The following is a 13,576-nucleotide window of genomic DNA, read 5'->3' as shown; positions in this document are numbered from 1 at the left end:
GGCCTGGAGGAGACCGCATGACAACCCATGACACCGACATCATCGTGATCGGCGCGGGCCTGGCCGGACTGGTGGCCGCTGCCGAGGCCGCCGACGCCGGCAAACGCGTGCTGCTGCTGGACCAGGAGGGCGAGCAGAATCTGGGCGGACAGGCCTTCTGGTCTTTTGGGGGCCTGTTCCTGATCGACACTCCGGAGCAGCGTCGCCTGGGCATTCGTGACAGCCATGAACTGGCCTGGCGGGACTGGCAGAACACTGCCGGGTTTGACCGCCTCGAAGACCACTGGCCGCGCCGGTGGGCCGAGGCCTACGTGGATTTTGCTGCCGGGGAAAAGTACGGCTGGCTGGCCTCACAGGGCGTGCGCTTCTTTCCGGGCGTGGGCTGGGCCGAGCGCGGCGGGCAGGGCGCGAGTGGTCCCGGGAACAGCGTGCCGCGCTTCCACATCACCTGGGGCACTGGTCCAGGCGTGGTCGAACCGTTCGAGCGCCGCGTCCGCCAGCATGTGGCGACGGGGCAGATTGTCTTCAGATTTCGCCACCGGGTCCGTGGCCTGAACATCAGTGGCGGCGTGGTGCACGGCGTCCACGGCGATATCCTGGAGCCCTCTGACGTGCTGCGCGGCGAGGCCAGCTCCCGCGTCGTCGTGGACGATTTCGATTTGAATGCTGGGGCCGTGATCCTCACGTCCGGTGGCATCGGCGGCAATCACGAGCTGGTGCGCAAGAACTGGCCCACGCAGCGTCTTGGACCTGCGCCCGACTTCATGGTTTCCGGCGTACCGAAGCATGTGGACGGTGCCGCCCAGGTAATGGCCGAGGCGGCGGGCGCGCACCTGATCAACCGGGACCGCATGTGGCATTACACCGAAGGCATTCGCAACCCGAATCCCATCTGGCCGATGCACGGTATCCGCATCCTGCCGGGGCCGAGCAGCCTGTGGCTCGCGCCGGACGGCACGCGGCTGCCATACCCGAATTACCCCGGCTTCGACACCCTGGGCACGCTCCAGCACATCACGGCGCACGGTTACCCCTACACCTGGTTCGTGCTGAACCGGGCGATCATCAAAAAAGAGTTCACCCTCAGCGGGTCCGAACAGAATCTTGATCTGACAGACCGCGATCTGCGTAAGGTGGCCGGACGGTTGGGCAGGAATGTCTCTCCCTCGGTACAGGCCTTTATGGATCGGGGCGCGGATTTCGTGGTGCGCGATAGCCTGCCCGAACTGGTGCGCGGCATGAATGCCTTGATCGGAAACAGCGCGGTGCAATTTGAAACTGTGCAGCGTGAGCTTTTGGACCGTGATCTGCAGGTCGTCAATGTGTTCGGCAAGGATCCACAACTGGCTGTGGTGCGCGGCGCGCGGGCCTTCATCAACGAGCGTCTGATCCGCATTGTCAAACCCGCGCCGCTGCTGGACCCGGCTTCTGGCCCCCTGATCGCCGTCAAGCTGAACATTCTGACCCGCAAGACGCTGGGCGGCCTGGAGACAGACCTTCAGGCGCGGGTTCTGGGGGAAAGCGGTCAGCCCATGCCGGGGCTGTACGCCGCCGGGGAAGTGGCGGGCTTTGGCGGCGGCGGCATGCACGGCTACCGCTCGCTGGAAGGAACTTTCCTGGGCGGCTGCCTGTTCAGCGGGCGGGTGGCGGGGCGCTGCGCGGCGGGGGCAGTGGACTAGGGCGGACCCCGCAGGCGCATAAAGCACCGGCCAAGCGCCGCCCATCTCCCCTGCGCGCGCCCCCGCTACGCTGGCAGCCATGACCCCCTACCACGCAGTCATTCTCGATCTGGACGGCACGCTGGTGGACAGCAACGACGCCCACGCCCGTGCCTGGCTCCACGCCTTTGCCGACGAGGGCTTCCATCTGGGCTTCGATGAGGTGCGGACCCTGATCGGCATGGGCAGCGATCAACTGGTGCCGCGCCTGACCGGGGTACAGCCGGACAGCGAACAGTACGAACGGCTCTCGAACGCCTGGAAGGACCACTTCCAGCGCGGCGAACTGCCCACCATCCGCGCCCAACCAGGGGCGCGCGAACTGGTGGAGGAATTGCGGCGGCGAGATGTGGACGTGATTATCGGCACCTCAGGCGATGAGTCCGTGGTAGAGGCGTTGCTGATGCGCGCGGACGTGGCCGATCTGGTTCCGCAACGCACCACCGCCTCGGATGTCGAAGAGTCCAAGCCCGCCCCAGACATTGTGAAGGCGGCGCTCAAGAAGCTGGGCCGGAAGGCAGACGAGGTCCTGATGCTGGGCGACACGCCCTACGACATCGAGGCCGCGGGCAAGAGCGGCGTGGATACCGTGGCCCTGCGCTGCGGCGGGGACGACCGGCTGGACGGAGCGGTAAAGGTCTATAACGATCCGCTGGACTGGCTGAACCATCTGGACGAGTTGCCGCTGGGCTGAACATTGGCAACATTACACGGCGGCCGTACCGTGCCTGTGCAAGAGGATGACCCTATGTCCCCTGCGCCCATCGTCGTGATCGGCGGGTCGGCTGGCGCGCTTGACCCCCTCCAGGAGATCGCCTCGAACCTGCCGCGCGATTCCCAGTCCCCTGTCCTCGTCGGGGTCCATATCGCTCCGGACTACCCCAGTCACCCGTCTGATCTCCTCAGCGGCAGCGGACCATTGCCCACCCGACATGCGCAGCACGCCGAGCGCCTGCGGCCGGGCCGTATCTACGTTGCGCTGCTGGACCAGCACCTGCTGGTTGACACTGAACAGTGAAGAGGCTCCTCGGTCACTTCACCAAGCACTGCGAAGAGGTGAGCCAGACGGCCTTGGCCGAGGTTTACCGCGAGCAGACCTGGAAGCCAGGCAGCGGGCGCGGCGGGGACAGGTAACCAGGAGGAGTCTTCCCCGTTCCGACCTATTCCAGCACGGTTGGGTGCTTGGGCCAGGCCACGAAGAACGTCGCGCCCTCGCCGACCCGGCCCTCGGCCCAGACGCGTCCGCCGAAGCGGGTGCAGGCCCGCCGGACGATGGCGAGGCCGATCCCCACACCAGGAAAGGCGGATTCGGGATGCAGGCGTTTGAACACTTGAAACAGCTTGTCCCTGTGGCGGTTGTTGAAGCCGACCCCATTGTCTTCGAAGCGCAGGATGAATTCCGTTTCGGTCTCGTCCGCGCCCACATGGATTCGCGCAACTTCGCGGTCCGCAGTGAATTTCAGGGCGTTTTCCAGCAGATTGAGAAACATCTGCTGCATCATGGCGATGTCGGCGGTCACGGTCGGCAGCGGATCGCGGGTCAGTTTCACGTTCCGCCCTTCCATGCTTGGCTGCAGGTCCTTCTCGACTTCCGAGAAAACGCGGTTCAGGTCAAGAGACACCAGCCGGACGCGCGTGGAGCTGGCCCGGCTGTACTCCAGCAGCGCCCGGGCGAGTTCCTCCATGCGCTCCACCGAACGAAACACGGGGGCAAAACGCTGGGCAGGGGTTACCGGGACGGTGGAAACGTCGTGGCGCAGCACCTCCACGAAAGACGCCACGCGGTGCAGTGAGTCCATCAGGTCCTCCGCGACGGCGAGCATGACGGTACGGAGTTCGTCGCTGAGTTCGCGGATTCTGGCGGTGCGTTCCACGACGCGCCGCTCCAGGTTCTCGTTCAGCCGCAGCAACTCGTCCTGCGCGGCTTTCTCGGTCGTGATGTCCGTCACCGCGATCAGGCTCTCTCCGGAGGAGTACGCCTGACCCTCCAGCCGCACAGGGAACACACTGCCGTCTGCCCGTTGCAGCCGCAGTTCCGTTACCAGCCCGTCCTCACTGACGAGCAGGCGGGGCAGCAGCGCTGCCAGCGTGGTATTTGATTCGGGGGCCGTGAACTGCAACAGGCGGCGCCCCAGCAGCCGGGACCGCTCCACCCCCAGCAGACGGCCCGCCCGCAAGTTCGCCTGGCGGATGGTGCCGCTCTGGTCCAGGGTAAAGTACCCTACCGGCGCAAAGTCGTAGAGCCCAAGGTACTTTTCATGCAGCTGCCGCAACTCCAGTACCGTGTGCCGCAGTTCCTCGTTCTGAAGCTCCAGCTCGATCTGGTGGACCGACAGCTCGTGTTGCAGGGCTTCCCGGGTCTCTGACGGGGGTGGAACCGCGTGGAGTCCCTCCTCAAGCTGCCGCACGGCAGTCTCACGCAGACTCTGATCATCTCGTTTGTTCTTCGGGTCACTCATGGAGTCTCCAGGGAAACAGGCGCGGTCCGGCTCCGCAGAGACGCTGCTCAGGCCATGCAGGAGGGGGGTACCGGCGACTATATCAGCCCGCGTGCCCTGGGCAGGGACCTGCTCTGCGCCGTTGGCGTCCGAGAGGCCGGGTTGAATCGCCCGTTTTTCTCTGGGGCACAGCACCCAGGCACGGTTCCTGTCAGCCGTGAACGCTAGAGTGATCGCCCAGGCCGACACTCCTTCTCGTCTGCCAGGCTCCAGAGGAATCCATGTCAGACGACCAGCGCCACCCGCCCCGCCCCGTTCAGTCCAGTTCATCCACGTCCGGCGGCTCCGAAGTCGCGCCCACCCCGCCGCAACTCTCGGCGGTGGTTGGCATCGGCGGGTCGGCGGGCGCGCTCGACGGCTACGAGCGGTTTTTCCTGGGCTTACCGCTGGGCGGCGCCCTGGCGTTCGTGGTGGTGGCGCACCTCAGTCCAAACGGCGAGAGCCTGATGCCGGACCTGCTGCGCCGCTGCACCTCCCTCCCCGTTGTGGAGATAGAGGAGGGCATGCGGGTAGAGCCGGACCATGTCTATGTCGCTCCCGGCGGGTTCAGCCCCGCAATCATGAACGGCACGCTGCTGCTGCGCGACCTGGAGACGGCGCAGGGACGCACCATTGACGCGTTCCTCAGCAGCCTCGCCGCCGACCAGGGCAAACGCGCGGTGGCGGTAATCCTGTCAGGCATGGGCGACGACGGCCAGCAGGGTGTCCGGGCGGTCAGCGAGAACCTCGGACTGGTGCTGGCGCAGGATCCCGCCAGCGCCGACTACCCGGCCATGCCCACGAATGCCATCGCCACCGGCGTGGTCCTTGAAGTTCTGCCGCCCGCCGAGCTTGCGCCCCGGCTGCACGAGCTGGTCACGCGTACACGCCTGCTGCAAAGTGACCCGGGGGCCGTGTCCACCGCAGACCTTCAGAAGATCCTGCACCTCGTCCGGGAGCGCAGCGGGCAGGACTTCAGCCGCTACAAGGTGGCCACCCTGCTGCGCCGCGTCGACCGGCGCATGCAGGGCCAGCGGCTGGTCACCCTGCCGCAGTACCTCCAGTACCTCAAGCGGCACCCCGACGAGATCGACGCGCTGTTCGACGACCTCACCATCAATGTGACGAGCTTCTTCCGCGACCCCGAGGCATTCGAGCACCTCAAAAACCACCTGCGAGACTCTCTCACCCGGCCTGGCCGGGAAGGTGAGGCGATTCGGGCCTGGGTCGTGGGCTGCGCCAGCGGCGAGGAGGCGTACAGCCTCGCCATCGTCCTGCACGAGCTGACCCAAGAACCGGGCTGGGCGGGGCCGACGGCGGTGCAGGTGTTCGCCACCGACATCGACCCACGGTCCATCGAGAAGGCCCGGCTGGGCCTGTATCCCCGCTCCATCAAGCAGAACGTCACCCCCGAGCGACTCAAGCAGTACTTCACCGAGACCGGCGACGGCTACCAGATCAGCAACCTGATCCGCGACATGATTGTGTTTGCCCGGCACAACACCTTTGGAGACCCGCCCTTCACTGCGCTGGATCTGCTGTGCTGCCGCAACATGCTGATCTACCTGAATTCCGAACTGCAAAAGCGGGTCCTGTCCGTCTTCCACTACGCGCTCAGGCCAGGAGCGCTGCTGTTTCTGGGGGCAAGCGAGACCATCGGGCCGTCCGACGAGAAGTTCGAGGCCGTCGAGTCCCGCTGGCGCATCTACCGGCGCGGGCCGGGCGCTGCGGGCGCTCTTCCCGTCGAGGCGCTGCTGAGCGGCGTGGGCAGTCCCCGTCCCCTGACCCCGCCAGTGCGGGAGGGTCGGCCCGTGTACGCCAATGCCTTGCCGCAGCATGTGCAGCGCCTGTTGCTGGCCACCTACGCACCTGCGGCAGTCGTGGTGAACGCGCAGGGCGATATTCTGTACGTGAACGGGCGCACCAGCCGTTACCTGGAGTTGCCCTCCGGGATGGGCGGCATCAGCAACGTGCTGGACATGAGCCGCGACGGCCTGCGCTTCGAACTCTCCACCGCCATGCGCCGCGTCCTTCAGGAGAGGCGCGCGGTCACGCTGCGCGACGTGGGGCATGGTGACGCGGGGGCGCCCTTCATCCTGGACGTGACGGTGCAGCCCATCCACCCCCCCGAGGGACAGGCCGATGGGGACACGCTGCTGATCGCGTTTCAGGAGCGGCCCGCCGAGGGAATCACTGCCCAGGCCGCGCCCGAGCAGGTGGATCAGGTACAGGCCCTGACCCGGGAACTGCACCACCTGCGCGAGACCTTGCAGATGACCAGCGAGGAACACATCATCTCCACCGAGGAGCTGCGCAGCACCAACGAGGAGTACCAGACAACCATTGAGGAACTCAAGAGCACCAACGAGGAACTGCTGACCTCCAAGGAGGAACTCCAGTCGCTCAATGAGGAACTCATCACCACGAACGCCGAACACCGGGGCATCATTCAAAACCTGACCCAGGCGCAGGGCGACATGAAGAACCTGCTGGAGAGCGCGGGAATTGCCACCCTGTTCCTGGGCAACGACCTGCGCATCAAGCGCTTCACACCCCAGATCGACATGGTCATCAACCTGCTTCAGACGGATATCGGGCGGCATATCGGTGACATCAACGTGCGGCTCAGGGATGTGGACTTCGGGGGGCACGTGGCGCAGGTGCTGGAAACGCTGCTGCCCTTCGAGGCGCAGGTTCAGACCCCCGAGGGCCACTGGCACCTGATGCGCGTCACCCCCTATCGCACCTCCGATAACTTCATCGACGGGGCCGTCGTGACCTTTACCAACATCGACGCCGTCAAGTCCCTGGAAGCGAGGCTGGATCACTCGGAACTGTACTCGGAAGCGCTGCTCAATGCCGTCCTCATCCCAACGCTGGTGTTCGACGACGACCTGCGCCTGGTGACGGCCAACCGGGCGCTGTACAGCCTGCTGCAAGTGTCGCCCGAGCAGGCCCGGGGGCAGCGACTGGCCGACCTTGGCCGCCGACAGCTTGATCTGTGGGAGCTGCGGGAGCGGCTCATGGACATGGTGCTGACTGATACACCGCTGACCCAGTACGTCATCGATCTCAACGCCCCTGGCGTGGGCATGCAGAAGACGAAGGTGGAGGCGTGGCCGGTGCTGGGCCTGGATGGAACGCGCGCCCTGCATCTGCTGATGCTGGAGGACATCACGGCGGTGATGCAGCGGGCGGCTCAGGCGGGCGAAACGTTTACGGGCGACGCGGAAGACCCTTTGCAGGGGGAATGATCCGCAGCACGGGCGCTTATTTCTCTTCTTCGTGTTTGATCCGCTGGGCGCTCAACGTCTTACTCCAGACAATCGAGTCGAAGATCGCGCGGCTGCGCGCCTCCATCTCGCCGGCCCGGCGGGCGTAGGCCTGCGCCAGGCGGGCGTTGCCGTTCTCCCGGTACTCCGCGCCGGTGTTCTCCAGTAGCAACGTCGCTTCCTCCAGCGTGCGCATCGTCTGCCACAGCGTCTCCTCGACGTGCTCGCTCACGCTGGTCAGCAGGGTGTCCGCGGTATAGGCATGTCCGGTGTGACAGCGGTAGCGGGTAAAGCCGCCCTCCCTGATCTGGACCAGCACTCCACCACATTCCGGGCAGGTTTGTGGCGTCACCTGGCCGAAGTCCATAACGCCCTTGCGAAAGGCGTGGCCGCACATGGCAATGCTGATCTCTGCCTCAACACGCCGCCGATCATGGTCACTGACCCGTCCTCCTTCAGCCTTCAGCAGCGGTTCTGCCGCCAGGCGCACGAGCAGTGCGGCGAGATCGCGGGCGCGCACGACGTGATCCACCTCCACCTGGTTCAGGGCGCTGAGCGGCATGGAATCGTATTCGGCCTCCGCAGGGTCCTGCACGATCGTGGTGCCGCCGAAGCGCTTGATGGTCCACAGCCCCGAGGTGCCGTCGTCCAGCATCCCAGACAGCACCACCCCGATGGCACCGGGCCCCTCGCCGTAACCGGCGGAGCGGAAGAGGGCGTCGATGGCAGGGCGGTTGCGGTTCTCTCGCGGCCCCCGCTTGACGGCGAGGTGACCTTCTTCGACAAGCAAATGGCTGTCCGGCGGAGCGCAATAGATGCGTCCAGGCCGAACAGGTTCTCCGTCATGCGGGTGGGAGGCAGGCAGAGGTCCGGCGTTGCTGAGAATCTCGGGCAGGCGGCTGGGACTGTGGGCGGGAATGTGGGTGACGATGCAGATCGCCGCAGGAAAGCCACAGGGCAACCCCGCCACGAGTTCGAGCAGCGGTTCCGTGCCCCCCGCAGACGCGCCGATAACGATGAGCCGGTGGGGAAGCATGCCCCATCCTATGCTGGTAGGCAACAGGCAGCGGTTGCCCCCTCTCGTAGGGGAAGGTGTTCAGACGACTACCCAGCAACTGAGCGCTTGTTCTTACCCCACAGGCGTGGTGTCATCTGCCAAAAAGGTGTTTGAGGACTCCTGCCGACCCAACCATAGTCTTTGGCCCCAAGGCCACCTGTCACCTGCAATATGTGCTGTGCCTAAAGCGTTTCCAATCTCCATGGATGGAGGTCATTAGCCCATCATTAGGACCGAACATTCTCCTCTCATGCTCCTGCCCATCTTCCCAAGCACTCTGAGAGAGGAGGCCACAAACTGGAATGTCGAGGACGGGCTACACATTCTGTCGCAATAATCAACGCCTCTCATTGTGACTCTCCAAAATCCTGACCTCTGTTCAAGCGCTCTCGAAGCAAAAGTGGCGATTTTGAGGCACTGGTCTGGAAACCTTTTAACACCGAGCCAATTTACGTGGCTGTTGGATGTCCGCGTGAAGGTTTCTGGTCTCTCAAAGCTTCAGTACACGTAGTCCCTTGTGAGAACAGCCACAATTCCATTTATGGTTTTTGAGAGCACGCGCCATAAGCCGCCTGCCTGTGCGGAGGACCACATTGACGATGCGAGTGACCCGCCCAGACCTGCTCACCTATAACCTGGACTTTTGCCCTGAGACTCTTGGTGCCAGGAACCTCGTGCTAAAGCGCGAAAGGAAGACATTATGGAACTCGATAACGATCTGGTCTCCGGACTGCCCATTATCTGCGCTGACGATTTTATCCACGGGCACGCCGAAAGCGTGGAATCCGAATACCTGGTGACCACTCCCATGGAGGACGGGCAACGTCACTTTATTCCCTTGAATGTTGTGGATCACGTGGATGATGGCGTGTACCTGAATATCACCAGCGACGAACTCCAGCAGCTGCTGTAGTCCCCCTGCCAAGCGTAATTCCCAGGACGAACGACGAGAGGACGAGCTCGCCGCAAATTCTGGTTCCCGAAAAGCAGCGCTTTGTCGATGACTGTGAACCAGAGGAGTTTTTATGACAAACGAAGAAAAGTCCAGTCAGAATGCACAGCCTGAAACGGCTTCTACCCAGGAGATGCCACAGCAGGTCCCAGCGGAAACACAGCAGAAGGAGCCGGGCAGCGAGGCCGAGATGAGCCTGACACCCGTTGTGATCCGCGACGACTACAAGGGAAGCGACAAGCTGAAAGGGAAGGTAGCGCTGATCACAGGCGGCGACAGCGGCATTGGGCGAGCTGTTGCGGTGCATTTCGCACGTGAAGGCGCGGACGTGGCCATCGTGTATCTCGACGAGCACGAGGACGCTCAGGCCACCCTTGAAATGGTGCAGGCCGAGGGGCGCCGGGGCCTGTGCATTGCTGGGGATATCGGAGACGTGCAGTTTTGTCAGGACGCTGTGAAGCAGGTTGTGCAGGAACTCGGCGGTCTGAACGTCTTGGTCAACAATGCCGCTGAGCAACACCCACGGGAAAAGATCACGGAAATCAGCCCTGAACAACTGGAACGGACCTTCCGCACCAACATTTTCAGCATGTTCTACCTGACGCAGGCCGCCATGCCGCACCTGCAAAAAGGGGACTGCATCGTGAACTCCACCAGCATTACGGCCTACAAGGGCAGCCCACAACTGCTTGATTACTCCAGCACCAAGGGCGCGATTGTGGCCTTCACGCGCAGTCTCTCGCAGAACCTCGCCGAACAGGGCATCCGCGTCAATGCGGTGGCTCCTGGCCCCATCTGGACACCGCTGATCCCCAGTACCTTTGACCGCGAACGGGTGGGCGAGCACGGCCAGGACACGCCACTGGGACGTCCCGGCCAGCCCGCCGAGGTTGCGCCCAGCTACGTGTTCCTGGCTTCCGAGGACAGCAGCTATATCAGTGGTCAGGTGCTGCACCCCAACGGTGGGGACGTAGTCAACGGCTAAGCGTCGCCTGTGAAGGAATCTTCTCCTCAGCACCGGGGGCGTTGGTACTCCAGCCGCCACGACCCTACACTCCTCGGGAGAAGGCTCTGGCCACTACCCGCTAGACCCTATCGCCTGTAGCGCACCGGATGAAGATTGAGACCCCACGCGCTTCAGACTTTAAGAGGGCACTGCCAAGGCCTGAGCAAAGCAGATCCGGAATGTAAGGACTTGCGTGCTGCTCCATGTCTCTGGCGTCTCCAAGCCGCTTTGACAAGGAGAGACATGACCACCAATCAGCGTCCTGAGACCTGGGAAGAGCTGCTGAGCGCATTGCAGCACAACACCTGGAATTCAGAATTGCGGCGCTTCCGCTCTCCTTACATCTTCCGGGGACAGGGCACCACAGCGCCTCTGACCACCTCATTGCAACGCCTCTCCAGCACCCCGCGCGACATTGAGCGACATCTGATCCGCGCCTTTCGCAAGTACGCGCTTGCCACCGTACCGCCCCAGCGTCAGTTGTGGTCCTGGCTGGCGCTGGGGCAACATCATGGCCTGCCCACCCGCTTACTGGACTGGACGTATTCACCGCTGGTTGCCCTGCATTTTGCAACCAGTGACGAACGCCATGATGATGAGGATGGCGTGGTCTGGATGCTTGATCCAGCCACCACAGCTGCTGAGCTTCCAGAAGAGTTGCAGAGCCTCTTAGAGCGAGAGGGCAGCAGCGTTTTTACCACAGAGATGCTGGGGGGCTTCAGTGGGGAGAACGCTGAGGCCACATTACCTTTCGATGCCGAAATCGGCTGGCTGGACCGGATGGAAGGCCAGCACGGAAAGCCTTTCCTGCTGCTGCTGGAACCCCCATCGATTGACCAGCGGATCGTCCAACAGTCGGCGCTGTTTGCCCTGCTGTCGAACCCTGACATGACGCCCGAACATTGGTTACAACAGCAAATCAATCTGGCACGGCGGGTGGTTGTGGCACAGGAAATGAAATGGGAAATCCGTGATCGACTGGATCAATTCAACATCACTGAACGTACGCTGTTCCCAGACCTCAATGGTCTGAGCCAGTGGCTACGCCGCTATTACCGGCAGCGTCCCGAGGAAAGTGCATCCCACGAGGATGCTCTGACTCCAGAGGACCGCAGGCATAGAGAGGAATAGAGAATTCACGTATCACGTGATGTTAAAACAGGTGGAGCTGATGTGATTGGAGAGCGGCGTCACTGCCGCTCTCCAGTCACTCTTAGTCACAGGGTTATTTCTGCTTAAGAGTCAATCCAGGCTCATCTTTGAACAGAATAAGACGCATCATTAGTCATGCTGTGTCGCCAAATATAAGGATCATATGGTTCGTTTTAAGCATGTTAGCGGCCAGTAAATGATGGTTTAAACAGTGATGACCGGCAGAAAAAGTCACACGCGCCCCCTTAGCCAACTCGCGCCTTCTTGTGATGAAACGGATGCATTTGATGCAAGCAAATCGCTTTACCGGGCGGGTGCGGACGCCGGGCTAAGCCCTCTCCACCAGAACCAGTGACATCATGGCCGGATCCCACCACATATGTCTCGCAGTTCAGGAGACTGAGCGGTAGGGACGGTTGAGCCGGTACTCCAGCACCGCAAACAGCCGCGAAGCCACATTGGACAGCAAGAAGTAGATCAGACCTGTGGCCGCATACAGGGCCACTGGCTGAAACGTAGCCGCCACTAGGCCGCGCGTGCTGAGCAGCAACTCGGTCACAGTGATCACCGACGCGAGACTGGAGTCCTTCAGCAGGCCAATAAATTGGTTGCCAAGGGCGGGCAGGGCAATGCGGGTGGCCTGCGGCAGTTGCACTTCGGTCAGCACCTGAAGGGGTTTGAGCCCCAGGGCCGTGGCTGCTTCCCGCTGCCCGGCAGCCACGGCGTTCAGGCTGCCGCGCACGATCTCGGCGGTATACGCACCCGCAAACAGGCTCAGGCCAATCGCAGCGGTGGTGAAGGCGGGCAAGGTGACACCAGTCAACTGCGGCAGGGCGAAATACAGGAAGAAAAGCTGCACGAGCAACGGCGTGCCGCGAAATACCTCAATGTAAATGATCGCCAGCAGCCGCAGCACGGTTATCCGCGAGGATTTGGCAATTGCCGCCAGCAAACCCAAAACCAGGCCCCCCACACTCGCCAGCACCGTCAGGGCCAGCGTAATACGGGTGCCCAGCCACAGGCTGTTCAGCACATCCGGGTTGAGCAGGACGTCCACGGCTTAGTGCCAGACCTTGACTCGAAGCATTATTTTGCCGGCACGCTGATGTCCAGGCCCACCCACTTCTGCGAGATCTTCTTCAGGGTGCCGTCGGCCCGCATGTCGTCCAGAGCTTTGTTCACTGCTGCGGCCAGGGCCGGCGAGTTCTTGGCGAAGGTTACGTAGGTCTCGTCGCTAAGCAGGACAGGTCCAATCGGCTTCATCTTGATGCCGTTTTTGATAGCGACAGCCCCCACTGATTTCTCGGTCAGGAAGGCCTGCACCCGCCCGGCGCCCAGGGCCAGAAACCCTTCCTGCTCACCGGAGTAGCTCACGATCTTGTCGTGGCCCTTGTCCTTCAGGGCCTTTTCGAAAATCGTCCCCAGGGCAACGCCGACAGGCTGCCCCTTGAGCGACGCCAGGCTGGTGGCCTTGGACGAGAGGGGCGCGAAGAGCTGCACGCCGTCGTAGTAGTACGGCTCTTCAGAGAAGTCCACGGCTTTGGCACGCTCGGGGGTCTTGCTCTGAGAGGCCACGGCCAGATCGAAGACGCCTGCCTGAATGCCGGCAATGATCGAGGGAAATTCGGTCTTGACGACGTTGACCTTGACGCCCAGGCGCTTGCCCAGTTCATTGGCTACGTCGACATCGAAGCCTTCCAGGCCACCCTTGAGGGAAGGCTGCGAGAAGGGCGGATACTCGCCGGACATGGCGACTGTCATCACGCCTTTCTGCTTGATCTGCGCCAGGTCGGTGGCGTGCGCCAGACCACCAGTCAACAGGAGCGACAACGACAGGGAGGTGAGCAGATGGGCTTTTCTGATTTTGAACATGGGTAATGCCTCCTGAAAGAGTGGAGCGATAAACGTCGAGCGAACATTCGGGACCGAGAGCAGGATTACA

11 protein-coding genes are annotated in these 13,576 nt (G+C 62.8%); 7 read left to right on the top strand and 4 right to left on the bottom strand.

Translation table 11 applies throughout. The features are described from left to right. Positions 1-17: 17 nt before the first annotated feature. The 3 genes from HNQ08_RS10845 (at position 18) to HNQ08_RS10835 (ending at position 2,736) form a co-directional block, all read left to right on the top strand. Positions 18-1,679 (top strand): FAD-binding dehydrogenase, encoded by a 1,662-nt coding sequence (locus HNQ08_RS10845; RefSeq protein WP_184131400.1) that lies wholly within the window; start codon positions 18-20, stop codon positions 1,677-1,679. Between the two features lie 79 nt (positions 1,680-1,758). Further along, on the top strand, positions 1,759-2,412 hold the full coding sequence (locus HNQ08_RS10840) for an HAD family hydrolase (RefSeq protein ID WP_184131398.1): 654 nt from the start codon (positions 1,759-1,761) through the stop codon (positions 2,410-2,412). Between the two features lie 54 nt (positions 2,413-2,466). After that, on the top strand, positions 2,467-2,736 hold the full coding sequence (locus HNQ08_RS10835) for a chemotaxis protein CheB (protein WP_221284119.1): 270 nt from the start codon (positions 2,467-2,469) through the stop codon (positions 2,734-2,736). A 142-nt stretch (positions 2,737-2,878) separates the two neighbouring features. Here the strand turns inward: HNQ08_RS10835 and HNQ08_RS10830 are convergent, their stop codons facing one another. After that, on the bottom strand, positions 2,879-4,177 hold the full coding sequence (locus HNQ08_RS10830; protein ID WP_184131396.1) for a sensor histidine kinase: 1,299 nt from the start codon (positions 4,175-4,177) through the stop codon (positions 2,879-2,881). Positions 4,178-4,437: 260 nt separating this feature from the next. Here HNQ08_RS10830 and HNQ08_RS10825 point away from each other — a divergent pair, with 260 nt between their 5' ends. Continuing rightward, complete coding sequence (locus HNQ08_RS10825) at positions 4,438-7,449, top strand: CheR family methyltransferase (RefSeq protein WP_184131393.1); 3,012 nt, start codon at positions 4,438-4,440, stop codon at positions 7,447-7,449. A gap of 16 nt (positions 7,450-7,465) precedes the next feature. On the opposite strand, the gene HNQ08_RS10820 is transcribed toward HNQ08_RS10825, so the two are convergent. Then, positions 7,466-8,503 carry a chemotaxis protein CheB gene (locus HNQ08_RS10820; protein WP_184131390.1) on the bottom strand — a complete coding sequence of 346 codons (1,038 nt, stop codon included), beginning with the start codon at positions 8,501-8,503 and terminating at the stop codon, positions 7,466-7,468. A 721-nt stretch (positions 8,504-9,224) separates the two neighbouring features. On the opposite strand from HNQ08_RS10820, the gene HNQ08_RS10815 reads away from it, so the two are divergent. The 3 genes from HNQ08_RS10815 (at position 9,225) to HNQ08_RS10805 (ending at position 11,613) form a co-directional block, all read left to right on the top strand. Next, the gene (locus HNQ08_RS10815) at positions 9,225-9,437 is read left to right on the top strand and encodes a DUF2171 domain-containing protein (protein ID WP_184131387.1); all 213 of its coding nucleotides are present in this window, start codon (positions 9,225-9,227) and stop codon (positions 9,435-9,437) included. A gap of 112 nt (positions 9,438-9,549) precedes the next feature. After that, a complete protein-coding gene (locus HNQ08_RS10810; protein ID WP_184131384.1) occupies positions 9,550-10,461 on the top strand; it encodes an SDR family oxidoreductase in 912 nt (303 codons plus the stop codon). A gap of 264 nt (positions 10,462-10,725) precedes the next feature. Then, positions 10,726-11,613: an FRG domain-containing protein gene (locus HNQ08_RS10805; RefSeq protein ID WP_184131381.1), complete on the top strand. Its 888-nt coding sequence runs from the start codon at positions 10,726-10,728 to the stop codon at positions 11,611-11,613. A gap of 412 nt (positions 11,614-12,025) precedes the next feature. Here the strand turns inward: HNQ08_RS10805 and HNQ08_RS10800 are convergent, their stop codons facing one another. Next, positions 12,026-12,691 carry an amino acid ABC transporter permease gene (locus HNQ08_RS10800; protein WP_184131378.1) on the bottom strand — a complete coding sequence of 222 codons (666 nt, stop codon included), beginning with the start codon at positions 12,689-12,691 and terminating at the stop codon, positions 12,026-12,028. Positions 12,692-12,720: 29 nt separating this feature from the next. Then, the gene (locus tag HNQ08_RS10795) at positions 12,721-13,506 is read right to left on the bottom strand and encodes a transporter substrate-binding domain-containing protein (RefSeq protein ID WP_184131375.1); all 786 of its coding nucleotides are present in this window, start codon (positions 13,504-13,506) and stop codon (positions 12,721-12,723) included. Positions 13,507-13,576: the final 70 nt, after the last annotated feature.

Source organism: Deinococcus humi, from assembly GCF_014201875.1.
Lineage (GTDB): Bacteria > Deinococcota > Deinococci > Deinococcales > Deinococcaceae > Deinococcus > Deinococcus humi.
The sequence above is the reverse complement of the archived record's forward strand: the minus strand, read 5'-3'. Positions and strand labels throughout refer to the sequence as shown.